The sequence below is a fragment of the Phenylobacterium sp. GW821-FHT12F10 genome (assembly GCF_058806695.1).
In genome coordinates this window covers 396,761-422,695 of the sequence record NZ_JBXAPY010000001.1, presented here as the reverse complement: position 1 = coordinate 422,695, position 25,935 = coordinate 396,761, and the positions used below count along the sequence as shown (strand labels likewise).

General features: G+C 69.4%; 21 protein-coding genes. 10 read left to right on the top strand and 11 right to left on the bottom strand.

Going from position 1 to position 25,935, the window contains the following annotated elements; all coding sequences use genetic code 11:
- Window positions 1-85: 85 nt before the first annotated feature.
- From AC1RN5_RS02115 to AC1RN5_RS02105, 3 genes are read left to right on the top strand one after another with little or no spacing between them, the layout of a single operon-like run.
- Window positions 86-1,192 carry an amidohydrolase family protein gene (locus AC1RN5_RS02115; RefSeq protein WP_493039625.1) on the top strand — a complete coding sequence of 369 codons (1,107 nt, stop codon included), beginning with the start codon at window positions 86-88 and terminating at the stop codon, window positions 1,190-1,192.
- A gap of 26 nt (window positions 1,193-1,218) precedes the next feature.
- The gene (locus AC1RN5_RS02110; protein WP_493039624.1) at window positions 1,219-2,067 is read left to right on the top strand and encodes a hypothetical protein; all 849 of its coding nucleotides are present in this window, start codon (window positions 1,219-1,221) and stop codon (window positions 2,065-2,067) included.
- 22 nt (window positions 2,068-2,089) lie between these two features.
- Window positions 2,090-3,667, top strand: coding sequence for an AMP-binding protein (locus AC1RN5_RS02105; RefSeq protein WP_493039623.1), 1,578 nt, complete (start codon window positions 2,090-2,092; stop codon window positions 3,665-3,667).
- A gap of 12 nt (window positions 3,668-3,679) precedes the next feature.
- Here the strand turns inward: AC1RN5_RS02105 and AC1RN5_RS02100 are convergent, their stop codons facing one another.
- Window positions 3,680-4,918, bottom strand: a complete 1,239-nt coding sequence (locus AC1RN5_RS02100; protein ID WP_493039622.1) for an NAD(P)-binding domain-containing protein — start codon at window positions 4,916-4,918, stop codon at window positions 3,680-3,682.
- A 121-nt stretch (window positions 4,919-5,039) separates the two neighbouring features.
- Between AC1RN5_RS02100 and AC1RN5_RS02095 the strand changes: the two genes are divergently transcribed.
- Window positions 5,040-5,453 (top strand): SRPBCC family protein, encoded by a 414-nt coding sequence (locus tag AC1RN5_RS02095; RefSeq protein WP_493039621.1) that lies wholly within the window; start codon window positions 5,040-5,042, stop codon window positions 5,451-5,453.
- Here AC1RN5_RS02095 and AC1RN5_RS02090 read toward each other — a convergent pair.
- Complete coding sequence (locus AC1RN5_RS02090; RefSeq protein ID WP_493039620.1) at window positions 5,450-7,600, bottom strand: malate synthase G; 2,151 nt, start codon at window positions 7,598-7,600, stop codon at window positions 5,450-5,452. The two genes, AC1RN5_RS02095 and AC1RN5_RS02090, sit on opposite strands and share 4 nt — an antisense overlap.
- 129 nt (window positions 7,601-7,729) lie before the next feature.
- The gene (locus AC1RN5_RS02085) at window positions 7,730-9,148 is read right to left on the bottom strand and encodes a helix-turn-helix domain-containing protein (protein WP_421932842.1); all 1,419 of its coding nucleotides are present in this window, start codon (window positions 9,146-9,148) and stop codon (window positions 7,730-7,732) included.
- Window positions 9,149-9,292: 144 nt separating this feature from the next.
- Between AC1RN5_RS02085 and AC1RN5_RS02080 the strand changes: the two genes are divergently transcribed.
- Window positions 9,293-10,885: an isocitrate lyase gene (locus AC1RN5_RS02080; protein WP_493039619.1), complete on the top strand. Its 1,593-nt coding sequence runs from the start codon at window positions 9,293-9,295 to the stop codon at window positions 10,883-10,885.
- A 62-nt stretch (window positions 10,886-10,947) separates the two neighbouring features.
- On the opposite strand, the gene AC1RN5_RS02075 is transcribed toward AC1RN5_RS02080, so the two are convergent.
- The gene (locus AC1RN5_RS02075) at window positions 10,948-12,144 is read right to left on the bottom strand and encodes a serine hydrolase domain-containing protein (protein ID WP_493039618.1); all 1,197 of its coding nucleotides are present in this window, start codon (window positions 12,142-12,144) and stop codon (window positions 10,948-10,950) included.
- 74 nt (window positions 12,145-12,218) lie between these two features.
- Between AC1RN5_RS02075 and AC1RN5_RS02070 the strand changes: the two genes are divergently transcribed.
- Window positions 12,219-12,812, top strand: a complete 594-nt coding sequence (locus AC1RN5_RS02070) for a TetR/AcrR family transcriptional regulator (protein WP_493039617.1) — start codon at window positions 12,219-12,221, stop codon at window positions 12,810-12,812.
- On the opposite strand, the gene AC1RN5_RS02065 is transcribed toward AC1RN5_RS02070, so the two are convergent.
- The 5 genes from AC1RN5_RS02065 to AC1RN5_RS02045 form a co-directional block, all read right to left on the bottom strand.
- Window positions 12,809-14,248, bottom strand: a complete 1,440-nt coding sequence (locus tag AC1RN5_RS02065; RefSeq protein WP_493039616.1) for a c-type cytochrome — start codon at window positions 14,246-14,248, stop codon at window positions 12,809-12,811. The two genes, AC1RN5_RS02070 and AC1RN5_RS02065, sit on opposite strands and share 4 nt — an antisense overlap.
- A gap of 4 nt (window positions 14,249-14,252) precedes the next feature.
- On the bottom strand, window positions 14,253-16,295 hold the full coding sequence (locus tag AC1RN5_RS02060) for an outer membrane protein assembly factor BamB family protein (protein ID WP_493039615.1): 2,043 nt from the start codon (window positions 16,293-16,295) through the stop codon (window positions 14,253-14,255).
- Between the two features lie 21 nt (window positions 16,296-16,316).
- Complete coding sequence (locus AC1RN5_RS02055) at window positions 16,317-17,294, bottom strand: dihydrodipicolinate synthase family protein (RefSeq protein WP_493039614.1); 978 nt, start codon at window positions 17,292-17,294, stop codon at window positions 16,317-16,319.
- Window positions 17,295-17,432: 138 nt separating this feature from the next.
- A complete protein-coding gene (locus AC1RN5_RS02050; protein WP_215338539.1) occupies window positions 17,433-17,636 on the bottom strand; it encodes a YgaP family membrane protein in 204 nt (67 codons plus the stop codon).
- 44 nt (window positions 17,637-17,680) lie between these two features.
- Window positions 17,681-18,961, bottom strand: a complete 1,281-nt coding sequence (locus AC1RN5_RS02045; protein ID WP_493039613.1) for an NAD(P)/FAD-dependent oxidoreductase — start codon at window positions 18,959-18,961, stop codon at window positions 17,681-17,683.
- A 188-nt stretch (window positions 18,962-19,149) separates the two neighbouring features.
- Here AC1RN5_RS02045 and AC1RN5_RS02040 point away from each other — a divergent pair, with 188 nt between their 5' ends.
- The 4 genes from AC1RN5_RS02040 to AC1RN5_RS02025 are packed head-to-tail and all read left to right on the top strand — an operon-like array spanning window position 19,150 to window position 24,140.
- On the top strand, window positions 19,150-19,512 hold the full coding sequence (locus AC1RN5_RS02040; RefSeq protein ID WP_493039612.1) for a rhodanese-like domain-containing protein: 363 nt from the start codon (window positions 19,150-19,152) through the stop codon (window positions 19,510-19,512).
- 24 nt (window positions 19,513-19,536) lie between these two features.
- The gene (locus AC1RN5_RS02035; RefSeq protein ID WP_493039611.1) at window positions 19,537-20,568 is read left to right on the top strand and encodes an efflux RND transporter periplasmic adaptor subunit; all 1,032 of its coding nucleotides are present in this window, start codon (window positions 19,537-19,539) and stop codon (window positions 20,566-20,568) included.
- On the top strand, window positions 20,565-23,768 hold the full coding sequence (locus tag AC1RN5_RS02030; RefSeq protein WP_493039610.1) for an efflux RND transporter permease subunit: 3,204 nt from the start codon (window positions 20,565-20,567) through the stop codon (window positions 23,766-23,768). The genes AC1RN5_RS02035 and AC1RN5_RS02030 overlap by 4 nt, the downstream gene beginning before the upstream one ends.
- Window positions 23,769-23,798: 30 nt before the next feature.
- On the top strand, window positions 23,799-24,140 hold the full coding sequence (locus AC1RN5_RS02025) for an ArsR/SmtB family transcription factor (protein ID WP_493039609.1): 342 nt from the start codon (window positions 23,799-23,801) through the stop codon (window positions 24,138-24,140).
- On the opposite strand, the gene AC1RN5_RS02020 is transcribed toward AC1RN5_RS02025, so the two are convergent.
- Together AC1RN5_RS02020 and AC1RN5_RS02015 are read right to left on the bottom strand one after the other, a co-directional pair.
- The gene (locus AC1RN5_RS02020) at window positions 24,137-24,856 is read right to left on the bottom strand and encodes a FadR/GntR family transcriptional regulator (RefSeq protein WP_493039608.1); all 720 of its coding nucleotides are present in this window, start codon (window positions 24,854-24,856) and stop codon (window positions 24,137-24,139) included. The genes AC1RN5_RS02025 and AC1RN5_RS02020 overlap by 4 nt on opposite strands.
- 183 nt (window positions 24,857-25,039) lie before the next feature.
- Window positions 25,040-25,876, bottom strand: a complete 837-nt coding sequence (locus tag AC1RN5_RS02015) for a universal stress protein (protein ID WP_493039607.1) — start codon at window positions 25,874-25,876, stop codon at window positions 25,040-25,042.
- Window positions 25,877-25,935 lie beyond the last annotated feature (59 nt).

Sequence of the window (25,935 nt, the reverse complement as noted above, 5' to 3'; positions counted from 1 at the left end):
CGATAGTGCGAATGTCATTAAAGCGGTTGTCTGACCGGATCGCCGGCGCCATGCTTGGCGCATAAGAAGACAGGGAGGAGCCGGCATGCCCTATGCTGCGGGACGGGTGTTCCACGACGCCGACAGCCACGTCATGGAGCCGGCCGACTGGCTTGTGCCCTTCGCCGAGGGGGCGATGAAGGACCGCCTGTTGCGCCGCGATCCGCCCTCGACCCGGCCGCCCGTGGAGGCGCCGAAAGAGAAGGTGATCGAGGGCCTGATCGCCGGCCCCAAGGGCCGCCTGGCCTACGGCTCCTGCGACACCGCCGAGCGCGTCCGGGCCATCGAGGAGCTGGGCTTCGCCAGCCAGCTGGTCTTCCCCACCTCCGCCCTGCGCCCCTTCCGCACCACCAAGGACGAGGACGTGCTCTATGCCGGGGCGCGGGCCGCCAACCGCGCCATGGCCAGCTTCTGCAGCGACCCGCGCCTGCTGGGGGTCGCCTATGTGCCGCTGGACAATCCGGCCCGCGCGCTCGAGGAGGCCCAGGAGGCCATCCGCCTGGGCTGCAAGGCGATCTGGGTGCCGTCGACGGCGGCCGGCGACAAGTCGCCGGGCCACCCGGACCTCGACCCCTTCTGGGCCCTTCTGGCCGCCAAGAAGATCCCCTTCGTCCTGCACATCGGCGCGGGATCTCGCACCCTGCCGCAGGAATACGTCAACAACGGCAAGGCCAGGTCGCCGGACCTGCACGGCGGCGGCGAGAACCTGCGGTTCAAGGACTATGTCGCCCTGCCCCACTCGGCCGAGATGTTCCTCGGGGCCCTGGTCTATGACGGCCTCTTCGACCGCCTGCCGGAGCTCAAGGGCGGCGTGATCGAATACGGCGCCTACTGGGTGCCGGGCTTCCTGCGGCAGATGGACATGGGCGCGCGGTCCTTCGGCCGCACCGACCCCTACCTGCAGGCCCTGTCGGCCAAGCCGTCGGAGATCATCCGCCGCCAGGTGAAGTTCACGCCCTTCCCGGGCGAGGACGCCGGCTACCTGATCCGCGACAGCGGCGCCGACCTCTACATGTTCTCCAGCGACTACCCGCACCCGGAGGGGACCAACGACCCTATCGGCCGGTTCGAGCGCACCTTCGGCGACCTCGGCGAGGCCGACCGCGACGCCTTCTATCGCGCCAATTTCGAAGAGATGATGGGCGGGCTCTGACGCCGCCTTCGCAAAGGAACACGTCCATGACCGACGCGACCACCCAGGATCAGATCACCGGCCCCTTCCGGGCGCCGCACAACGGCTTCCAGGCCGCCCCGGGCTCGATCCACAACGACGAGGTCGCCTCCAAGCTGGGCTTCAAGGGCGGCACCGTCCCGGGCTCGGTCCACATGGACCAGTTCGTTCCCATGCTGCTGGAGCTCTATGGCGAGGCCTGGTTCGAGACCGGCGACATCTCCCTGCACTTCGCCCAGGCGACGGTGGACAAGGAGGAGGTCCAGGCCGTGGTTCATCCGGGCGCGCAGCGGGCCCGCCTGCAGATGTTCAACCGCGCCGGCCAACAGGTCTGCGTCGGCACGGCCTCGGCCAGGGCCCCGGACACCGGCTCCGAGGTGCTGCGCCGCATGACCGAGCAGACACCGGCCGACCCAGCGGCCTTGCGCATCTACGCCGACCTCAAGGTGGGCGACACCACCAGCGACATCCCGATGAAGGTCAGCCGGGAGAGCTATGACGCCTCCCTCGAGCGCATCACCGAACGGCTGGCGATCTATGACGAGAAGGGGGTGCTGTCGCCGGCCCACGTCATCCGCCTGGCGCACATGAGCCGGCCCTTCGTCCTGGCCAAGTCCAAGCAGCCCTATGTCGGCCTGTTCGGCGCGCTGGAGGTGCGGCAACTGGCCGGTCCCCTCCTGGCCGACCGTGACTATGTCGGCCGCACAACCATGCGCAAGATCACCGAGAGCCCGCGCACCGAGAACGCCTGGTACGACGTCGATATCGCCGATCGCGAGACCGGCAGGGACGTGGCCAGCGTCACCTTCATGATCCGCGCGATGAAGGCCTCCTCGCCCCTCTGGGCCGAGAATTAACGAGCGTCCCGGGAGAGACGGCATGACCGACACGCTCACGAGCGACGATCTCAAGGCCCGCGTGGAGACCGCCGTCGAGGCCGGCATGGCCACCGCCGTCTGGGCTCAGGAGTGGCCGGACAGGGTCGCGGTCCATGAAGGGCTGGACGGCCGCACGCGGACCTTCGGCGAGCTGAACGCCAACGCCAACCGCCTGGTGCGGCTTATGCGGGCCCACGGGCTACGGGCCGGCGACGCCGTCGCCCTGCTCTGCACCAACCGGATGGAGTTCGCCGACGTCCTCTTCGCCGCCCTGCGCGGCGGCTTCCGAATGACGCCGGTGAACTGGCACCTGAAGCCCGAAGAGATCGCCTATGTGATCGACAACTGCGAGGCCCGGGCGCTGTTCGCCGACACCCGTGCGCCGGGCGCCCTGGAGGCCGCCTCGCAATGTCCCCAGCTCCGGCTGAAGGTCTCCATCGGCGGCGACCTGCCGGGGTTCCTGGCCTATGAGGCCATCGACGACCTGCCGGGCGAGGATCTCACCGATCCGGTGCGCGGCTCCACCATGCTCTACAGCTCGGGCACCACGGGCCGTCCGAAGGGGGTCTACAAGCCCAACGCCCAGGCGGTCGGGGGTTATGACGCGATCTACGACCGCGCCGTGGACAAACACATCTGCACCGGCCCGGCCTATCACGCCTCCCCCTTGGCCGGAGACATCCGCCGGGCCCTGAACAACGGCGTGCCCACCGTCCTGATCGACAGGTGGGACACCGAACTGGTGCTGCGCACCATCCAGGACCAGAAGGTCACCCGCGGCCACTTCGTGCCGATCATGTTCCAGCGGATGCTGGCCCTGCCCGAAGAGGTGCGCGCCAGGTACGACCTCAGCTCGCTCAAGCGCATCACCCATGGCGCGGCGCCCTGCCCGCCGGAGGTGAAGCGCGCCATGATCGAATGGATCGGGCCCAAACTGTTCGAATACTACGCCGGCTCCGAGGGCGGCGTGGGCTTCACCGTCAGCTCCGAAGACTGGCTGAAGCGTCCGGGAACGGTCGGACGGCGACCGCACAAGGACGCCGCCAAGATCCTCGACGAGACCGGCCAGGAGTGCCCGCCCGGCGTTCCGGGCGCCATCTATATGAGCCTCAGCGACCAGGGCGGCTTCAGTTACTACAAGGACGACACCAAGACCGAGGCCAACCGCAAGGACGGCTACTTCACCATGGGCGATGTCGGCTACCTGGACGAGGACGACTGGCTCTTCCTCACCGGGCGGAGCGCCGAGACCATCATCGCCGGCGGGGTGAACATCTACCCCCAGGAGATCGACAACGAGCTGATCAAGCACCCGGCGGTGGAGGACAGCTGCACCGTCGGCGTGCCGCACGAGGAATGGGGCGAGGAGGTGCGGGCGGTCATCCAGCTCAAACCCGGCTTCGAGCCGAGCGAGGCGCTCAAGCGCGAAATCCTCGACTACGCCGCCCAGGTGGTGGCCAAGTTCAAGGTCCCGCGCGCCGTCGATTTCGTCGAGGCCCTGCCCCGCAGCGAGGCCGGCAAGATCCAGCGCAACAAGGTGCGCGCGCCCTATTGGGAAGGCCGTTCGAGAGCCATCTGAGGCGTCCCCGGACTAGCTCCGCCCCACCAGGTGCTCGGCCACGAAGGCGGCGTCCTCTCCCATGCCGGCCATCAGCGAGGACTTGCGCTTCGACAGCCAGGGCAGGCCGATGAGATAGGCGCCGGGGACCGCCGTGACGCCGCGCCGGTGGGCCGGCAGGGCCCGGGTGCGAGGGTCGGCGAAGATCGGCAGATCGACCCAGCCGAAGTCGTAGCGGTAGCCGGTGGCCCAGATCACCGCGCCCACGCCGGCCTCCGCCAGGTCGAGCTCCCGCAAGGGCGCGGGCAGGTCGTCGGTCTGCAACGTCACCGACTCCTCGGGAAGATCCAGGCCCGCCGCCCGCGCATGGGCGTCGGCGGCGGCGAGGAAGGCGGCGTACTCCGCCTCGCCCTTGGCCAGGCTGGCCGCCAGGTCGTCGGCGAAGGCCAGGCGTCCCTCGCCCCCGCCGGTCAACCGCCCCAGCAGGGTCACGCCCTGGCGGCCGAGCTGGCGCAGGTCCATGTCGCGACCGCCGTCGACACCGGTCAGCAGCGGCGGCACCGTCCCCGGCGCCCGCTGGTCGATCCCCTGGTCGAAGGCGCCGATGGCGAACTCCCAGAAGGCGAAGTCCCGGCCCCGATAGCGGCGCGGCGCCCGCCGATGGGTTCCCACCGCAAGATAGACCCGCCGCCCCGCCCGCAGCAGGTCCTCGGCGATCTGGGCGCCCGAGGCGCCCGCCCCCACCACCAGCACCGCGCCCCGCGGCAGGGCGCCGGGATTGCGATAGGCCGCCGCGTGGAGTTGGAAGACCTCACCCACCGCCTCGGCCAGGGCCGCCGGGATCGCCGGCCGCTGATAGGGGCCGGTGGCGATCACCACATTGGCCGCCGACACCACGCCGTCCGACGTCTCCAGCCGGAAGCCGCCCGCCTCGTCCCGGCCCAGGGCGTCCACCGACACCCCGCACCGCAGGGGCGCGTCAAAGCTCGCCGCATAGGCCTCGATGAAGGCCACCACCTCGTCCCGGGAGGCGAACCCCTCCGGGTCCGGCCCGGCATAGGAAAACCCCGGCAGCTGCAGCAGCCAGTTGGGAAACTGGAAGGCCAGGCTGTCCCAGCGCTCGCTGCGCCAGCGCTCGGCCACCCGGGCGCGCTCGAGGATCACATGCTCGCGGCCCAGCCGGCCCAGATGCCAGCTCACCGCCAGCCCCGACTGGCCACCGCCGATGATGACGGTGTCGATGGTCTGCGGAAGCGGGGCGGGCGGGGACATGTCGGGCCTGTCTCACCCTCCCCGGCGCGGGACGGCGGGGGTGGATCGTTGACGGAACGGCGGCCGAGGTAAAGTCTCTGCGCCAAACTGGGGCCGCGCCCCGACCCTTGAGGAGCCCGCCATGCACGACGTCAACGCCAGCGAAGACCTGCCGATGAGCGCCGACGCCGTCTGGCGGGTGGTCGGGGATTTCTCCGGCATCCGCAAGTGGGCCACCGTGGTGGAGGCCGAGAGCACCGAAGTGACGCCCCAGGGCCAGGTCCGGACCCTGACCATGCCGGGCGGCCGCACCGTGAAGGAGCTGCTCACCGACGAGGGCCCGCACCACTACACCTACACCCTCGATCGTCCCGACATGGACGCCTACTTCTCCACCGTCTCGGTCAAGCCGACGGGGCCCGACAGCTCCACCCTGGAGCTGCGGGTGAAGTTCACGCCCAAGGACCCCGACAAGCTGGCCGAGGCCACCGAGGCGCTCACCAAGTTCTGCCGCGGCAACATCAAGGCCATGAAGCGCGCCCTCGGCCTGGCCTAGCCTCCAGCGAGCTGGGCCTTACGCTCGCGGCGGCGGCGCGTGAGGATGTGCTCGGTATAGCCGTTGGGCTGGGCGCGGCCCTCGAAGACCAGCTCCAGGGCCGCCTGATAGGCCACGCTGTCGGGATTGCCGGCCATGGGCTGGTAGAGGGCGTCGCCGGCGTTCTGGCCGTCCACCACCTTGGCCATGCGGGCGAAGGTCTCGCGGACCTGGGCCTCGTCGCAGACCCCGTGATGCAGCCAGTTGGCGATGTGCTGGCTGGAGATCCGCAGGGTGGCGCGGTCCTCCATGAGGCCGACATCATGGATGTCGGGCACCTTGGAGCAGCCGACGCCCTGGTCGATCCAGCGGACCACGTAGCCCAGGATGCCCTGGGCGTTGTTGTCCAGCTCCTGGGCGATGTCCTCGGCGTTCCAGTTGGAGCGGGCGAGCGGCGGGGTGAGCAGGTCGTCCAGGCCGGTGACGGACTTGGCGGCAGCCATGGTGGTCTGCAGGGCCGGCACGTCCACCTCATGATAGTGCAGGGCGTGCAGCACCGCGGCCGTGGGCGACGGCACCCAGGCCGTGTTGGCGCCGGCCTTGGGGTGACCGACCTTGGTCGCCAGCATGTTCGCCATCTGGTCGGGCGCCGCCCACATGCCCTTGCCGATCTGCGCCTTTCCCGGGAAGCCGGTGGCCAGGCCGATCTCGACGTTGCGCTTCTCATAGGCCGGCAGCCAGGGCTCGGCCTTGATGGCGTCCTTGCGGACCACGGGTCCCGCTTCCATGGCGGTGTGGATCTCGTCGCCGGTGCGGTCGAGGAAGCCGGTGTTGATGAACACGATCCGCTCGCGGGCGGCGTGGATGCAGGCCGCCAGGTTGGCGCTGGTGCGACGCTCCTCGTCCATGATGCCCAGCTTGACGGTGTTGCGCGCCAGACCCAGGGCGTCCTCCACCAGGTCGAACAGGCGCACGGCGAGCGCCACCTCGTCGGGCCCGTGCATCTTGGGCTTCACCACATAGACCGAACCGGCCGGGCTGTTGCGGCGCGCGCCCTTGATGTCGTGCAGGGCCGCGGTGACGGTGATCAGCGCGTCCACCACGGTCTCGAACACCGGCTGGCCGTTCAGGCGGACCATGTCGGTGAGCATGTGGTGGCCGACATTGCGCACCAGCATCAGGCTGCGGCCGCGCAGGGTCAGTTCGCCGCCCTGGGCCGAGGCGTAGGTGCGGTCGGCGTCGAGGCGGCGGGTCTCGGTCTGGCCGGCCTTGACGAAGCTGGCCGACAGGTCGCCCCGCATCAGGCCCAGCCAGTTGCGGTAGACCTGGGCCTTGTCCTCGGCGTCCACGGCGGCGACGGAGTCCTCGCAGTCCTGGATGGCGGTGAGCGCGGCCTCCACCAGCACGTCGGAGACGCCGGCCGCGTCGTCCTTGCCGATGTTGTGGCTGCGGTCGATCTGGATCTCCAGGTGCAGGCTGTTGTGGGCCAGCAGCACGCCTTCAGGCGCCTCGGCGGTCCCACGCCAGCCGGCGAACTGGGCGGCGTCCTTCAGGCCGGTGGTCGACCCGTCCTTCAGGCTGACGACGAGGGCCTTGTCCTTCACGGCGTAGCCGGCGGCGTCGGAATGCGACCCGCTCGCCAGGGGGACGACGCGGTCGAGCAAGCCGCGGGCGAAGGCGACAACCTTGGCCCCCCGCACCGGGTCATAGCCCTTGCCGCCGGTCGGCGGCTCCAGGGCGTCGGTGCCGTAGAGGGCGTCATAGAGGCTGCCCCAGCGGGCGTTGGCGGCGTTCAGCGCAAACCGGCCGTTCGAAACCGGCACGACGAGCTGCGGACCGGCGACCTTGGCGATCTCCGGATCGACGTTGACGGTGCTGATCTCGAAGGGGGCGGGCTCGGGCAGCAGATAGCCGATCTCGCGCAGGAAGGCGGTCTCCTCGGCGACGCTGAAATCCTTGCCCTTGCGCGCCTTCCACCAGGCGTCGATCTGGTTCTGCAAGGCGTCACGACGGGCCAGCAGCTCGGCGTTGCGCGGGGTGAAATCGGCCAGGATGGTTTCCAGGGACGCCCAGAATTTCGGGGCCTCTACCCCGGTTCCGATGAGCAGTTCCTGTTCCACGAAGGCGTGCAGGATGTCGTCGACCGAAAGGGCGTTGCTGATGTCCATGTCCGTACCGGGCTCTCAAATTGGGCGTCAAGGGGCCCGCCGCACCGGCGACACGCCCCACTCACCGGCCGCTTTACTGCACGGAAGCGCGCCGCTTTGAAGCCCCCAATTTTCAGGACGCCCGAAGTTTCAGCTGTCGGAGAAGCCGAAGGGCAGGCTGGTGCGCCGGATGTCGTCGGGCAGGATCTGGCGGCCGATGGGGGGCGCCGATCGGGCCGTGCATTCGGTGCGGTGGCACAGGCGGCAGGTGACCCCGATGGGGGTGGCGGCCTCCGCCCCGAACCCCGGCTGGTCCTGGGTGTAGACCAGTTTCCCGGCATGCTCGGCGGCGCAGCCGAGCGCGATGGCCCGCTCCACCCGGGCGCTGCCGAAGGCGCCGCCCCCGGCGGTCACCGTGCGGGCGATGGAGAAGAACCTCTGGCCGTCGGGCAGCTCCAGCCACTGGGTGACGATCTGGCGCGGGGTGCGGAACACCTGGTGCACCGACCACAGGGGGCAGCCGCCGCCGTGGCGGGCGAAGGGGAAGCCCGCCCCGTCCAGGCGCTTGGAGACGTTGCCGGCCGGATCGACCCGGATGAAGAAGAACGGCACCCGCTCCTGCCCCGGCTTCTGCAGGGTGGTGAGCCGGTGCGCCGTCTGCTCGAAGCTGGCGCCGAACTGGCGGGCCAGGGCCTCGACATCGTAACGCCGGGCCTCCACGGCCCGGGCGAAGGCCGAATAGGGCATGATCACCGCGGCGGCCGCATAGCTGGCCAGGGCCCGGCGGGTCAGGCGCTCGCCGCTGTCGGTGACGAAGGTCCCGCCCTCCAGCACCGCGTCGATCTCCTCGCGCATCTCCAGATAGGCCAGTTGCAGGGCCAGCTGGAACATCTGGCTGGCGGTGTCCAAGCCATCGTCCAGCAGGATCTCCTTGCGGTGCCAGTCCAGCCGGCGGATCGAGCCCACCATGACGTTGGAGGGCAGGCGCCGGGTGCGCAGGCCGTGCCGGGCCTTCAGGTAGCTCACCAGGTTGTCGTGGCCGGCGACGGCCTGGGCGATGCGCTCAGCGGCGTCGTCCAGGCTGGGGAAGCTGTTGCGCCGCGCGGCCAGGAAACGGCGGGACTCGGCGACCGGGTCGGTGGCGTCGCTGCCCTCCCCGCCGGTCTCGTGGGTTTCGGCCCCGCGGTCGGCCAGGGCCAGCTGCTCCTCGCGATAGGTGGTGTAGAGCCGCAGCAGGGCCTCGGTGATGCCGGGGAAGTTGCCGGCCAGGTCAGAGGTCTCCAGGGCCGGGAGGTCGATGTCGGCGAACATCGGGTCCTTCAGCACCGCCTGCAGCCGGGCGGTCTCGTCGGCGCCGCTGCTGCCCACCAGGGTGGTCATGTCCAGCTTGTAGGTCTGGGCCAGACGCAGCAGCATCTCGGCGCTCAGCGGCCGGTGGTTGCGCTCCAGCAGGGCGACATAGGAGGCCGAGACCTCCAGGTCGCTGGCCATGTCGGCCTGGGTCAGGCCCAGGTCGCGGCGCAGACGGCGCAGGCTCGGACCCACATAGAGGCGACGTTCAGCGGCCACGTTAATTACAAGTCCTGTTGTCGTGACATTACATCATGACAAGCATTTCCTGTAAAGATTGACAGCTAGACCTCGGAGCGACTCCACAGGGTCAAAGGGGCTTGGTACGGCCCGCTCAACTTCACCTCTCGCACCGAGGCACCCATGGCGTACCAAGACCACATCATCCAGATGAGCCAGCTCATCGACTCCAAGAAGGGCCCCTGGGCCGCCATCGACGCGGAGTCGGTGGCCCGCATGCGCGTCCAGAACCGCTTCAAGACCGGCCTGGAAATCGCCCGCTACACCGCCGGCATCATGCGCAAGGACATGGCGGCCTATGACGCCGACCCGTCCATGTACACCCAGTCCCTGGGCTGCTGGCACGGCTTCATCGGCCAGCAGAAGCTGATCTCCATCAAGAAGCACTTCGGCACCACCGACCGCCGCTACCTCTACCTGTCCGGCTGGATGGTCGCCGCCCTGCGTTCCGAGTTCGGTCCCCTGCCCGACCAGTCGATGCACGAGAAGACCTCGGTGCCGGCCCTGATCGAAGAGCTCTACACCTTCCTGCGCCAGGCCGACGCCCGTGAGCTGGGCATGATGTTCCGCGACCTCGACGCCGCCCGCGCGGCCGGCGACAAGGCCAAGGAAAAGGCCATCATCGACGCCGTCGACAACTACCAGACCCACGTCGTGCCGGTGATCGCCGACATCGACGCCGGGTTCGGCAACGCCGAAGCCACCTACCTGCTGGCCAAGAAGATGATCGAGGCCGGCGCCTGCGCCCTGCAGATCGAAAACCAGGTCTCCGACGAAAAGCAGTGCGGTCACCAGGACGGCAAGGTCACCGTGCCGCACGAGGACTTCCTGCAGAAGGTCCGCGCCTGCCGCTACGCCTTCCTCGAGCTGGGCGTCGAGGACGGCGTCATCGTCACCCGCACCGACTCGCTCGGCGCCGGCCTGACCAAGCAGATCGCCGTCTCCACCACCCCGGGCGACCTGGGCGACCAGTACAACAGCTTCCTCGACTGCGAAGAGGTTGCGCCGGGCGACATGAAGAACGGCGACGTGGTCCTGAACCGCAACGGCAAGCTGCTGCGTCCGAAGCGTCTGCCGTCGAACCTGTTCCAGTTCCGCGAAGGCACCGGTGAAGACCGCTGCGTCCTGGACTCGATCACCTCGCTGCAGAACGGCGCCGACCTGCTGTGGATCGAAACCGAGAAGCCCCACGTCGAGCAGATCGCCGGCATGATGGACCGCGTCCGCGCGGTGATCCCCAACGCCAAGCTGGTCTACAACAACAGCCCGTCCTTCAACTGGACCCTGAACTTCCGCCAGCAGGTCTATGACGCCTACAAGGCGGCCGGTAAGGACGTCTCGGCCTATGACCGCGACAAGCTGATGAGCGTCGACTACGACAACACCGAACTGGCCATCGAAGCCGACGAACGCATCCGCACCTTCCAGGCGGACGGCGCCAAGCGCGCGGGCATCTTCCACCACCTGATCACCCTGCCGACCTACCACACCGCGGCCCTGTCCACGGACAACCTGGCCAAGGAATACTTCGGCTCGCAGGGCATGCTGGGCTACGTGAAGAACGTCCAGCGCAAGGAGATCCGCGAAGGGATCGCCTGCGTGAAGCACCAGAACATGTCGGGCTCCGACATCGGCGACGACCACAAGGAATACTTCGCCGGCGAAGCGGCCCTGAAGGCCGGCGGCGTCCACAACACCATGGGCCAGTTCGCCTAAGCCGCGACCTGAACCACGGACGACACAGGACGGCCCGGAGCTCACGCTCCGGGCCGTTTTTGCTATGCGGCGGTCGCCAGGGCGTGGAACTCCATGATCGCGCCGTAGCCGCCCAGGCCGTAGCCGGCTGTGAGTTGTTCCAGTTCCAGCATGTTGTGCATCAGCAGGATGGCCACCGAGCCGTTGGTGGGGTCGGCCTGCCACCAGCCGCCATAGGCGCCGGGCCAGCCCACCGTGCCCACGCCGCCCTTGCCGCGCATCACCGGGGCGGTGGCGGGATCGAGGGTGACGGCGACGCCGAGGCCGAAGCCCGAGCCGGTCCCGAAGGTCGGCATGCCGAACATGCTGGCCCCCAGCCGCTGGGGGTCGGTCAGCCGGTTGGTGGTCATCAGGGCGAGCGTCTCCGGCGACAGCAGCTTCACCGACGGGTCCACGAACACGCGGGCGAAGGCCAGGTAGTCGTCCACCGTCGACCACAGGCCCGCCCCACCGGAGGCGAATTCCATGTCGTCGGGGCGCTCGGCCAGGGCCACGCCACCGGGCGGCGCGGCGAGCTTCTTCAGCTTGCCGGTCATGTCGAAGCCGTAGAATCCCGCCCTGCGATGGCGCTTCTCCGGCGGCACGGAAAAGCCGGTGTCGGTCATGCCCAGGGGCTCGAACACCCGGTGGCGCAGCACCTCCTCCAAGCTTGCGCCCTCCATGCGGGCGAGCAGCAGACCCAGCAGGTCGGTGGAGCGGCCATAGGTGAAGGCCGCCCCCGGCTGGCCGATCAGCGGCAGGCTCGCCAGGGCGGCGATCCAGGCGTCCGGCGACAGCGGACTCTCGAGGTCGGGCCCCAGGGCCTCGCGGTGCGCCGCATCGATGGGGCCGGACTGGAACCCCGCCTGGGTCAGGCCCGCCCGGTGGGTCAGCAGGTCGTCGAAGGTGATCTGGCGGTCGGCGGGGACGGTGTCCTCAAGCGGCCCGTCGGTATCGCGCAGCACCCGCATCCGCAGGAACTCCGGCGCCACCCGGGAGATCGGATCCTCCAGGGAAAACCGCCGCTCCTCCAGCATCGTCATGGCCGCGGCCGAGACGATGGGCTTGGACATCGAGGCGATGCGGAAGATGGAGTCCCGCTGCATCGGCAGGCCGGCTTCGAGGTCGCGCCAGCCCACGGCGGCGACCTTGGCCGCCCCGTCCCGCCAGACCAGGGTGACGACGCCGGCCAGTTCGTCGGCGTCCACCACGGCCTGCATCGCCGCCTCGATCGCGTCCATGACCCCGACTCCAAAATATAGGAATCCTATAAAATAGACTTCCTATTAATTGGCAACGCCCTAGATTCCCCGCCATGAGCGAAGAGACCCGCCGCAGGCCCAAGGGCGACAAGCGCGCCCGCACCCGCGCCGCCCTGATGCAGGCCGCCCGGGAGCTGGCCCGGGAGAAGGGCTTCGACGCCGTCACCATGGAGGAGGTGGCGCGACGCGCCGGCATGACCAGCGGGGCGATCTACGGAAACTTCAAGAACCGCCAGGACCTGTTCATGGCCATCGCCCAGACTGACTGGGCGCCGATCAAGCCCAAGATCCGGCCCGGCGCGACCTTCGCCGAGATGATGCGAGCCTTCGCCGAGGCGACCCTGGCCGCCATCCCCATCCGCCAGGACGCCGCCGCCGCCCGCCTGAGCGGCATGGCCCATACCCTGACCCACGAGGAGGCCCGGGCCCAGGTGCGGGCGATCACGGCTCAGAGCTATGCCGGCGGCGCGGCGTGGCTGCGCAGCGTCATGAAGCCGGGCGACAGCCCCATGCCCCCGGAGGTCCTGGTGGTGGTGATCCACGCCCTCACCGAGGGGCTGCTCTTCCAGCGGTTCATGACCCCGGACCTGGTCCCCGACGAGGTGTTCTATTCCGCCTTCGCCGCCCTGGCCGCCAGACCCGCCTAGGGCCGCCGGTAGCGCACCACCGCCCTCTGCTGCACCTGGGCGCCGTAGACCACGCCCCGGCCATCGACCCAGATCCCCTCGGCGCCGCTGGTGGCGCCCTTGTCGGGGTTGGGTTCGGTGTCGGGGATGAAGGCGGTGACGGCGCCCGTCTTGGCGCTGCCGATCCGGATGCCGCGCGCCCAGCCCGGATGGTGGCCGTAGCCCTCCGGCGTGCGGGACTCCGAGTCGGCGACGTAGAGGACGTCCTTGCGATCGATGAACATCCCGCTTGGCCGGCTGAACTGGTCCCAGACCGCCAGCAGCCTGCCCTCCTGATCGAAGATCTGGATGCGGTTGTTCCAGCGGTCCCCGACGAAGAGGCGGCCCTGCGAGTCCATGGCGAGCGTATGGGGCACATCGAGCTGGCCGGGCCCCGCGCCGTGGCCGCCCCACTGTTTGAGGAACTTGCCGGTCCTGTCGAACTTGACGATGCGCGCCGCGCCCTTGTTCGGGGTGTGGCCGTCGGCGACGAAGATGGTCCCGTCCCTGGTGACCAGCACGGCGTTGGGCTCTGCGAAGCTGTCAGGTCCCTCGGCGGAGACCCCGGCCTTGCCCAGGGTCCGCAGCAGCTTGCCCGAGGTGTCGAACTCGAAGACCTGGGCCCCCTTGGTCCCGTCCGAATGGCCGTCGGTGAGCCATATGTGGTCGCGGGCGTCGATGAACATGCCGTGCGGGAACAGCAGCAGGCCGCCGCCGAAGGCCTTGATGAAACTCCCCTTGGCGTCGAACTCCAGGATCGGATCGAGGGGGCTGCCGGCGCAGTTGTTGGCCCCGCACCGCTCGGCCACCCAGATTTGGCCGCGGCTGTCGACGGCCACGGCGCTGGAGGAGCCCATGGTCCGGCCCGGCGGCATCTTCAGGAAGCCCGCCTGCGCGACATAGGGATTGGGCGCGCCGTTGGGACCCGCGACGGTGGCCGCGGCATCTACCGCCGCACCGGTGACCCACAGCGCCGCGCTGGGCTTGAAGGCGTCGATGGTCAGGCCGGCCAGCATCTCGGTCCTGGCCGGCAGTTCGCCCTGCCCCGCCGGGAAGCCGTCGAACTTCAGCAGATAGGCCAGGATGTCGGCGTACTGCTCCTTGGTGAGCGACCGCGGCTTGTTCAGCGGCATGGTGGTGCGGATGCGGTCGAACAGGTCGCCCAGGGTCAGGCCGTTCCAGTTGGACAGGAACTCCGGCCCGGTCAGCGGCTTGGCTTCCCCCAGACCCGTCAGCCCCACCCCGTGGCACATGCCGCAGGCCTGGGCGTAGGCCGTCTGGCCCCGCTCGGCTTGCGCCTCGGTATAGACCCCGTCCCAGACCGAGCGGGGCGCGTCCTGGGCCAGGGGCCGGCCGGCGGCGACCAGGGCGATCGCCCCTGCCGCCACCGCGCCCAGCAGAGCCATGTGCTTGCCCATGGTCCTAGTCCGCCGACGGCAGGGTGTAGGCGATGTACTCGCCCGAATAGGCGCCGCCGCTCACCGCCACGATCAGGTACTGCTTGCCGTTCAGGCTGTAGGTCATGGGCGAGCCCGACTGCGGGGCCGGCATCCAGACGGCGCCCACCTCCTTGCCGGTGGCCTTGTCATAAGCCCGCAGCATCGCCCCGCGCGGATGGTCGGCCGTGGTGGTCACCAGGCCGTCGCCGGCGATCACCAGCGACTTGGTCACCAGGGTGCCGATCTGGTAGCCGCTCTGGCCGGTGCGCGGGATGTTCAGCCCCTTCAGCGCCGGGTTGTTGCGGATGAAGTCCGGGGTCTCGCCGGCCGGGACCTGCCAGATGATGTCGCCGCTATCGAGGTTGATGGCGCTGATGGTCGAATAGGGCGGCTTCAGCAGCGGCAGTCCGTCCACCGTCAGCCGGCCCGTGCCCGCGTTGGCGGAGGGTGGGGTCTTCGGCGGGGGCGGGGCGTCGGCGCCCACTCCGTCGCCGGGCCCCTTGATCATCACCACCGGCTGGCCGGCGACGCCCACCACCCAGGAAAGGTCGCTCATCCCTTGCGGCGCCGGCTGCAGGCCATAGGCCCCCAGGCAGGCGTTGCAGGCATAGATGTAGGCGATGTGGGTCTCCGGATCGAAGGAGCCCCCCGGCCAGTTGGTGCCGCCCTGCGCGGAGTAGCTCAGCAGGCCCAGGGGCCCCGGCTTCTGGCTCACCACCGGCGGCGTGTAGACCGGCCCCAGCTTGTAGGTCTTGGCGAGCGCCAGGGCCTTGGCGCGCAGTTCAGGCGTGAAGTCGATCAGGTCGCTCTCGGCCACGCCGTTGCGGGCATAGGCCGGCGGCTTGCTCGGAATCGGCTGGGTCGGCGCATACCACTCGCCCGGCACGTCGCCCTTGGGAACCTTGGTCTCTGGCATCGGCCAGACCGGCTTCCCGGTGACGCGGTCGAAGACATAGAGGAAGCCCTGCTTGCTGGGCAGGGCCACGGCCTTGATGGCCTTGCCCTTGACCTTGATGTCCATCAGCAGCGGGGCCGAGGAGTTGTCGTAGTCCCAGATCTCGTGGTGGATGACCTGGAAGTGCCACTTGCGTTGGCCCGTCGTCAGGTCGACGGCCACCAGGCTGTTGCCATAGAGGCCATTGCCCGGCCGGTGGCCGCCGTAGAAGTCGCTGGTGGGCGACTCCACCGCCAGATAGGCGGTGTTCAAGCCCTCATCGAGGGTGATCTGGGTCCAGACGGCGGTGTTGCCCGTGGTCTCCGCCGAGCCGTTCAGCCAGGTGTCGTACCCGTACTCGCCCTTCTGCGGGATGGTGTGGAAGGTCCACAGCCGCTTGCCGGTGCGCACGTCATAGGCGCGCACATAGCCCTTGGTGTTGGCCTTGCGCGCCGGGGTGAAGCCCTCGCGGAAGGCGGTGCCGATGATGATGGTGTTGCCCGCGATCACCGGGGCGGCGTGGTAGCCGGCCTCGCCGTTCACCAGGTCGGGCCAGATCTCCTGGTCGAAGTCCTGCTTCAGGTCCACGGCCCCGGCGGTCCCGAAGTCCGCCACCGGCTGACCCGTCTTCGCGTCCAGCGAGATCAGCCGATAGCCGGTGGTCACATAGAGGATGCGCTGCTGGTCGCCGTGGCTCCAGTAGGAGAGCCCACGCCCCGACAGCTGCCGGGGAGAGGCGCCGGCCCGCGCGCCCTCGTGTTCGGAGTGCATCCACAACAGCTCGCCGGTCGCGGCGTCCAGGGCGACCACCCCACGCCGGGAGCCGGCTGTGGCGTAGACCACCCCGCCCACCATCAGCGGGGTGCCCTCCAGCTTGAACTCCGGCCGGTTGCCGATGGCGTCGGTCTTGAACCGCCAGGCGACCTCCAGGTCCTTGAAGTTGCTGGCGTTGATCTGGTCCAGCGGCCGGTAGCGGCTGCCCGCCAGGTCGGCGGTGTAGGTGGGCCACTCCACGTCCTTGGTCTGGGCGGTGGCGGTGGAGGCGAGCAGCAGGGCGGCCAGGGCGGCCCCGGCGATGCGGATCGGCGTCATTGTCGTTTCCCCGGCCCGCGGTCAGGCCATGTCCTTGATCTTGTCGAGGGCCGACTTGATCGCGGCCTTCTGTTCGGGCGTGACGTCCAGGTGCGGCGGCCGCTGATAGGTCTGTGGCCCGCCCATCTGCAGGCTGAGGGCGTACTTCATGGGGCCATAGGAATTGATCCCCATGCCGCGCATGTCCCGCTGCACGGTGCGCAGCTTCTCCAGGGCCGGCCTGTAGTCCTGCTTGGCCCGCCAGGCGGTGAAGACGTCGGCGCAGAGCTTGGTGAAGACGTTGCCGTCGGCCAGGATCGCCCCCATGCCGTGGTCGAAGGCCTGCTCCAGATTGTTGTTGGTTCCGGTCCGCATGTTGAGGTCGGGGAAGGCCTCCACGAAGGCCTTGTAGCCGTCGACCTTGCCGCTGGAATCCTTGATGCCCGCCAGGTTCGGATAATGGGCCAGGCTCTTGATCAGCTCCAGGCTGATGGGCGCCTCCGACGTGCCGGGGATATGGTAGAGGTTGATCGGAACCCGCACCTTGTCGAACAGCATCGAATAGTAGCGGGTCAGACCCTCCGTGGCCGGATCGTTATAGTAGAAGGGCGGGATCACCAGCAGGCCGTCGGCCCCGTGATCCTCCGCGTGCTTAGCCAGTTCGATGGTCTCGGCGATGTTGCTCGTGCCGGGGCCGATGATGATGTTGAGCCCCTTCTTGTCCTTCAGGGCCGTCTCGGCGATCTGCCGGCGCTCGGCCACCGAGAAGGACGGGAACTCGCCGCTGGTGCCCAGCACGACCACCCCGTCGGCGCCGCAGTGCTTGAACCAGGCCAGGATGTCGCGGAAGGCGCCGGGATCGAACTTGAGGTTCTTGTCGCAAGGGGTGACGCTGGCGGTCCAGAACAGGGTCTTGACCGGACTTCCCAGGTTCGGCGCGGCGCTCGCCCGTCCCGCAGCCCCCATCATCGCAGCCGTCGCCGCAGCGCCGACCAGCGCCTCTCTCCGAGTCGCGTCCATCGGATCCTCCCCAGGACCTTATGTTGCTGTTCTCCGATCTCCGGTCCGTGCGGCGTCGAGGCCGGGGCGGGATCGTGTCCGCCCCCAGTCTTGCTGAATGTCGGAGCGTGGCAACGGAAATCGACGGGGAGGACCGGCTTAGCGGAAGGCGACGCCTGGCTTGGCGCCCAGCTTCTTGAACAGCATCGCGGCGGGGCAGAACCCCGTGAAGGCCGACTGGATCATGTTCAGGCCGGCGAAGATCGCCAGTCCGATCCACCAGGGATGGACGTAGTGGGCCAGGGCGATGCTGAGGAGCACCACGCTGCCGGCGAAGACGAAGACCATGCGGTCGACACTCATGTTCAAACTCCAGATTGGGCCCGGGCGTCCAGGCCGCTATGGCCTCAGCCCTTGATCTTGCGCAGCCCCATCACGTCCAGGGCGAGCTTCTCGTAGAAGGGCTCGCTCTCGCCGCGCTTGATCTTGCCGAGGAAGTATTTTTCGAAGGCGACCTTGGCCAGGTGGACCCACTTGCCCTCGGCCGACCAGTTGACGTTGCGCGGGGGAATCTGCGGCTGGGCCACGAAGGCCACGCCCCCGTCGCCGAAGTCGGCCAGGCAGAAGGCGTTCCAGGTAGCTTCGTTGGTGGTGGCCTGACCGTCGATGATCTGGCCGAGATTCTTGGCGATGGCCGTGACCATGCTCTCGATCATGAAGCCGGTCTTGGGCACGCCCACCGGCACCGGCGTCTTGCCCGTGGGGGGGATGGCGACGCAGACCCCAAGCGCGAAGACATTGGGGAAGGTCGGGTTGCGCTGGTGCTTGTCCACCACGATGAACCCGCGCGGATTGGTCAGACCCTCGATCCCGCGTACGGCGGCCACGCCCCGGAAGGCCGGCAGCATCATCGAAAAGGCGAAGGGCAGGTCGTGGGTCGCCTTGACCGATCCGTCCTCGGCGATCTCCTCGACATGCATCAAGCCCGCTTCCACCGAGGTGACCTTGGCGTTGGTCACCCACTTGATGTGCCGGTTGCGCATCTCGCTCTCGAGCAGGCCCTTGGTGTCGCCGACCCCGTCCAGGCCCAGGTGGCCGATATAGGGTTCGGAGGTGACGAAGGTCATCGGCACCCGGTCGCGCAGCTTGCGACGCTTGAGCTCGGTGTCGAGGAGCATGGCGAACTCGTAGGCCGGACCGAAGCAGGACGCGCCCTGCACGGCGCCCACGACGATGGGCCCGGGCGCCTCGACGAAGCGGTCGAAGGCCGCGGCCGCCGTCTCGGCATGGTCGACATGGCATACCGACTGGGTGAAGCCGCCGTGCGGCCCCAGGCCGGGGATCTCGTCGAAGGCCAGCTCCGGCCCGGTGGCGATCACCAGATAGTCGTAGTCCAGGACCGCGCCGTCATTGAGTTCGATCCGGTTGTCGGCCGGCGACACCTTCTTGGCGCCGACCCCGGTGAAGGCGACGCCGCGCTTCTTGAACACCGGCGGCAGCTTGACCTCGATCGCGTCGCGCTTGCGCCAGTGGACGGCGACCCAAGGATTGGACGGCACGAAGTGGAAGACGTCGCCCTGCGAGACGACGCTGACCTCGGCCCGGTCGCCGACGGCGTCCTTGATCTCGAAGGCTGCGATGGCGCCGCCCAGTCCGGCGCCCAGGATCACGATTCTCGGCTTGGTCACGATCAGTCTCCTCCAACGGCTCCGCTGGTGACGAGAGCCTCACCCCTCGCGGGGCGGCGGGCTTTGACATCCGTCAGATCGGCGCGCGAGCGGCCCATCTAGGGTCACGCTCTGATGGCTTGACTTTATATGCGTCACTCCGCATATGCGCAACTATGAATTTACTGGCCGCCCTTAGGAGCCTCCTCATGTTCGCCGCCTCCAAGACCAAGGACCTCACCCCGCAACAGGTGAAGGCCGATCTCGACGCCCACGCCATCCTGCTGATCGACGTGCGCGAACCCGCGGAGTTCGCCGCCGAACGCATTCACGGCGCGCTGAACTTCCCGCTCTCGACCTTCGACCCCGGCGCCCTGCCCGCGGCCGGCGACAAGCTGATGGTCCTGCAGTGCGGTTCGGGCAAGCGCTCGGCCATGGCGATCGAACGCTGCCAGAAGGCCGGCCACGCCATCGATTCCCACCTGGCCGGCGGCATCATGGCCTGGAAGGCCGCGGGCCTGCCGACGGTCACCCTCGACAGCGACACCGGCTCGGTCCGCGACCGCGCCTGATCACAGACACCGGGAGGGCGAACCATGGCGGCACGGCCGTATCTGATCGGAGCGCTGGGGGCGGCCCTGCTGCTGGGCGCCTGCGGCGAAACCAAGCCGACGCCCCCCGTCGCCAAGAGCGCGCCCATGGCCGGGCGGCTGACGCTGCGCAGCCAGTTGATCGCCGACCTCAAGCCCGTGCCGGGCGTCCTCACCACCCGCGACATGGCCGAGGCCCGGGCCCGGATTTCGGGCCTGCTGGTGAGCCTGGAGGTCAAGGAGGGCGACATCGTCCGCCAGGGCCAGCTCATCGCCCGGGTCAAGGATGACCGCCTGACGCTGCAGACGGGCGCCTTCGACGCCCAGACCGCCGCCGCCGCCGCCGAGGCGGCCCGCGCCCGCGCCGACCTCGCCCGCACCCGCACCCTCTTCAACCAGGGCGTCTACGCCCAGGCCCGCCTCGACCAGGTGGAGGCCCAGGCCAAGGCCGCCGAGGCCAACCTCGCCGCCGCCCGAGCCCAGCGCGACGCCAGCGCCGAGCTGGGCGCCCAGGGCGCGATCCTGGCGCCCGCCGCCGGGCGGGTCCTGATCGCCAATGTCCCCGTCGGCTCGGTGGTCATGGCCGGCCAGTCGGTGGCCCGGATCACCGCCGGACCGATGGTCGTCCGGATCGAACTGCCGGAAGGCCAGGCCCGCGCCCTGAAGGTCGGCGACGTGGTCCAGCTGGCGGCCGAGGACCTGCGCGGGATCGCCTCCGCCGGGACGATCACCCAGGTCTATCCCTCGATCACCGCCGGCCAGGCCACCGCCGACATCACGGCGCCGGGCCTGCCCCAGGATCTGGTCGGCCAGCGCGTGCGCGCCCGGGTCAAGGTGGGCGAGCGCCAGGCCCTGGTGGCGCCGCGCGCCTATGTCTCCACCCGCTTCGGTGTCGACTATGTCCGCCTGGTGCGGTCGGACGGCGCCGTCTCCGAGACCCCGATCCAGACCACCGCCGGCCCCACGGCCGACACGGTGGAGGTCCTCTCCGGGCTCCGCCCCGGCGACGTCCTGACCCCGGCCGGGGCGGCCCGATGAACCTCGGCCTCTCCGGACGGCTGACCCGGGCCACCATCCGCTCGCCCCTGACGCCGCTCTTCCTGCTGGCCGCCATCGCCGTCGGACTGCTGGCGCTGGCCTCCATCCCCCGCGAGGAGGAGCCGCAGATCAGCGTGCCCATGGTGGACATCATGGTCTCAGCGCCTGGCCTGCGCGCGCCGGACGCCGTGGAGCTGGTGGGCAAGCCCCTGGAGACCATCGTCAAGAGCGTGGCCGAGGTGGAGCACGTCTACACCTTCGCCGACGACAACCAGGTCATGGTCACCGCCCGCTTCAAGGTCGGCGTGGACCCCGACGCCGCGGCGGTCCGCATCCACGAGAAGGTCCGCGCCAACTACGATCGCATCCCGGCCGGCATCCCCGAGCCCCTGATCCAGACCCGCGGCATCAACGACGTGCCGAGCCTGGTCCTGACCCTGTCCCCCAAGCCGGGCGCGGCGGGCCAATGGACCGACCAGGCGCTCTACGAACTGGCCGGCAAGCTGCGCACCGAGGTGGCCAAGGTCGACGACGTCGGCCTGACCTTCATCGTCGGCGGCCGGCCGCAGGAGATCCGGATCGAGCCCGATCCGGCCAAGCTCGCCCTGCACGGCGTCTCCCTGGGCGGGTTGATGGACACCATCCGCCAGGCCAACCGCGCCTTCCCCGCCGGCCAGGTGCGCAATGGCGGCCAGGCCGTCGACGTCACCGCCGGCCGCACCCTGACCGACGCCACCGAGATCGGCCTGCTGGCCCTGCCCTCGGCCAAGGGCGAGACGGTCTATGTCCGCGACGTGGCCCGGGTGGTGGTGGCGCCGCGGGAGGACCAGGCCCGCGCCTGGCGCTACGCCCGGACCGTCCAGGGCTGGAGCGAGGCGCCGGCCGTCAGCCTGGCCATCGCCAAGCGCAAGGGCGCCAACGCCGTCGTCGTCTCCGACGCCGTCCTCGCCCGCGTCGAGGCCCTGAAGGGGACCCTGCTGCCCGACAGCCTGAGCGTGGCCGTCACCCGCGACTATGGCGAGACCGCCAACGAGAAGGCCAACGAGCTCCTGTTCCACCTCGGCTTGGCGACGATCTCCATCGTGATCCTGATCGGCTTCGCCATCGGCTGGCGGGAGGCCGCGGTGACCGCCGTGGTCATCCCTACCACCATCCTGCTGACCCTCTTCGCGTCCAACCTGATGGGCTACACCATCAACCGGGTCAGCCTGTTCGCCCTGATCTTCTCCATCGGCATCCTCGTCGACGACGCCATCGTCATGATCGAGAACATCGCCCGCCACTGGGCGATGGCCGACGGACGCAGCCGCATCGACGCCGCCGTCGAGGCCGTGGCCGAGGTGGGAAACCCCACCGTGGTGGCCACCCTCACCGTGGTCTCGGCCCTGCTGCCCATGCTGTTCGTCTCGGGGCTGATGGGCCCCTACATGGCGCCGATCCCCGTCAACGCCTCGGCGGCCATGGTCTTCTCCTTCTTCGTGGCCGTGGTCATCGCCCCCTGGCTGATGGTCCGCTTCGCCCGCAGGACGCTCGCCGCCGGTCACGGCCACCATGGCGAAGGCAAGCTGGGGGCGGTCTATCGCAAGGTCGCCGGCCGGGTGATCGCCACCCGCCGCAGCGCCTGGACCTTCCTGATCGCCGTGGGGGTCGCCACCCTGGTGGCCTGCGCCATGTTCGCCACCAAGACCGTGACCGTGAAGCTGCTGCCCTTCGACAACAAGTCCGAGCTGCAGGTGGTGCTGGACATGCCGGAGGGGACCTCGCTGGAGGCCACCGAGCGGACCCTGGCGGACGCCGCGGCGATCACCCGGGCCCTGCCGGAAGTCACCGCCATCGACGCCTATGCCGGCACGGCCTCGCCCTTCAACTTCAACGGCCTGGTGCGGCACTACTACCAGCGCAACAAGCCGGAGATGGGGGACCTCTCCGTGGCCCTGGCGGCCAAGGACGAGCGTCATCGCAACAGCCACGCCATCGCCCTCGATCTGCGCCGCAGGCTGGCCGCGATCCCCCTGCCAGCCGGGGCGGCGATCAAGGTCGTCGAGGCGCCGCCGGGACCGCCGGTGATGGCCACCCTGCTGGCCGAGGTCTATGGCCCCGACGCCAAGACCCGCCGCGCGGTGGCCGAACAGGTGAAGGCGACCTTCCACTCGGTGCCCTACATCGTCGACATCGACGACAGCTACGGCCAGCCGCGCCCGGGCCTGCGCCTGGTTCCGGATCGCGATCGCCTGGAGGCCCTGAAGGTCAGCGACCGCGACGTCTACGATTCCATCGCCGCGGCCCTGGGCGGCCAGGTGGTGGGCTACGCCCATCGCGGCGAGGGCCGCGATCCCCTGGAGATCTCCGTGCGCCTGCCGCAGTCGGCGCGCAGCTGGGGCGAGGGGCTCTCGGCCCTGCCGGTGGCCGTGTCGCAGGACTCCGGCCGGCTGGTGGCTCTGGACGAGGTGGCCACCGCCACCCAGGAGGCTGGGGCCACCCACATCTTCCGGCGCGACGGCCGCGACGTCGACATGGTGATGGCCGAACTGGCCGGAGCCTATGAGGCGCCCATCTACGGCATGATGGCCGTGGACAAGGCCATCCGCCAGACCGACTGGAAGGACGTCCCCAAGCCCGACATCCGCATGCACGGCCAGCCCACGGACGAAAGCCGGCCCACGGTGCTGTGGGACGGGGAATGGGAGATCACCTGGGTCACCTTCCGCGACATGGGCGCGGCCTTCGGCGTGGCGATTCTGGGCATCTACGTCCTGGTGGTGGCCCAGTTCAAAAGCTTCCGCCTTCCCCTGGTCATCCTGACGCCGATCCCGCTGACCCTGGTGGGGATCGTCATCGGGCACATCCTGTTCCGCGCGCCCTTCACCGCCACCTCGATGATCGGCTTCATCGCGCTCGCCGGCATCATCGTGCGAAATTCGATCCTGCTGGTGGACTTCATCCGCCACAGCCAGACCGAGGGCCGTCCCCTGCGCGAGGTGCTGCTGGAGGCCGGCGCCATCCGCTTCAAGCCCATCGTGCTGACGGCGGCCGCGGCCATGATCGGCGCGGCGGTGATCCTGACCGACCCGATCTTCCAGGGCCTGGCCATCTCGCTGCTGTTCGGTCTGGCCTCCTCGACCCTGCTCACCGTCCTGGTGATCCCGGCGATCTATGTGGTGCTGCGCGACGACGGTCGCCCGGTCCGGAGCGCGGCTTGATCATGCCTGCGCATATTCTACACTGAGCATATGACCTCAGACCTCGCGCCCCGTCCCTCCTCCGGCGAGCTCTCCCAGCTGGAGGGCAGCGCCCAGTCGGCCGCGCGGCTGCTGAAGCTGCTGGCCAACGAGCAGCGCCTGCTGCTTCTCTGCCGCCTGATCGAGGGCGAAGCCTCGGTGGGAACCCTGGCCGCCCACGCCCGGATGGCCCAGTCGGCCACCTCGCAGCACCTGGCCAAGATGCGCGCCGAGGGCCTGGTGGAGACCCGCCGCGACGCCCAGACCATCTTCTACCGTCTGGCCGATCCCGCGGCGATGCGGGTCCTGGGTTTGCTGTGCGAGATCTACAGCCACGAGCTCCCGGTCGCCTAGACGGCGGGACCGACCGCAGCGGCTTCCTTCTCGATCAGGGTCAGGGCCTCGAGCATCAGCTCGCGCATGGCCTGGCTCGCCCCCTCCCCATCGCCGGCCAGGATCGCGTCGGAAACGCGCTGGTGATCCGATACACTGGCCAGGCGCACGCCCTTGCGGCGGTTGGTGAGGCGGATCGAGGTGCGCAGGGCCACGTCGATCAGGTCCCGCATCTGCGCCAGGAATCGGTTGCCGCTGGCCCGCAGGATGGCGACGTGGAAGGCGATGTCCGACTCCAGCGGATCGTCCTCGCCGCGCTCGGCGGCCTTCATCCGGTCGAGGGCCGCGATGATGCTGGCCTTGGCCTCGGGCCCCGCCAGGCGCGCGGCCATGGAGGCGGCCATGGGCTCGATGGCCAGCCGCACCTGGGTGAACTCCAGCAGGAGGGTCGGGGAGAACTTGCGCTCCAGGAACCAGCGCAGCACGTCGGGATCGAGCAGGTTCCAGTTGCTCTCGGGCTCCACCCAGGTGCCCTGGCGCGGGCGAGCATTGAGCAGGCCCTTGGTGGTCAGCATCTTGACCGCCTCGCGCAGCACGCTGCGGCTCACCCCCAGGCGTCGGCAGAGCTCCGCCTCGATGGGAAAGGGGTTCTGGGCGCCATAGACGCCGCAGACGATTTCCTGACCCAGGCGCTGAACGATATCGTGGGTGAAGCTGCGGCCGTGGCTCGTCCTCATCGGCGGGCCGCATCCGCCGGCGCATCGCGCGCGACCGTGTCAGCGTGCGAGATTGGACACCTCCTCCGGGACCGCTGCTTGGTTGCGGCGGGGAAAAGCATGTCCAGCTTGCGACCGAGGGTCAAGCGCCGCGACCGCACGCCCGCGGCGCGCGGGGCGGGCCAGCGCGCGCGCGCCGCCACCCTAGTGAGAGATCAGCAGGGCCGCGGGGGGATCGCGCAGCAGGTCATGAGACACCCCGCCCAGCACCAGTTCCTGCATGCGCGGACGGCCATAGAGGCCCATCACCACCAGGTCGGCCTTCAGGGCCTTGACCTGCCGACGAAGGACCTCGGCGGCGGAGACGTCCTCGCTGGGATCGACGATCAGCTTGGCCTGCAGACCATGACGTTCCAGGTGGCGCTGCAGGGCTCCGTCGGGGCCGCCCTCGCCATGGGGCGAGACCACCAGCACATGCACCTCGTCCGCGGTCATCAGCAGCGGCAGGGCGTCGCGCAGGGCGCGGGCCGACTCCCGCGTGCCTTTCCAGGCCACCAGAATCTTCTTGCCCACATGGGGCGAGCCGCCGCCTTCGCCGACCACCAGCACCGGGCCGCCGCTGGCCAGGCCGAGATCGGCGGCCGAGACCCTATTGGTGCCGAGCGCGGCCGTGGCGACGGGGGGCATGACCGTCAGGTCGAAGCGCCGGGCATAGGCCACCAGGGCGCCGTCATAGTCGCCGTCGATCACCTGCCAGTCGGAGACCACGCCGGCCTCGGAGGCGGCGCGCTCGAAGCGCTCGCGGGCGTCCTCGGAGGCCTTGAGGGTCGCCGCGGCGTGCTCCTTGAGCAGCCGATCGATGTCCGACGGCGACATGTAGGCCATGGCGTCGGCCGTCATGTAGTTCTGCAGAAACTCGCTCTTCAGGAACACGCCGGTCAGCTGCGCCTGGAACTTCGCCGCGAGGCCCGCGGCGGTGATGGCGCGGGCCGCCGAGGCCGGGGTTTCATCGATCTGCACGAGAATGTCGCGGTAGGTCATGGTGGATCCTCCAATGACCGCAAGTTGTGGCCCCTAGCTTAAGGCTCCGCTTTGACAGG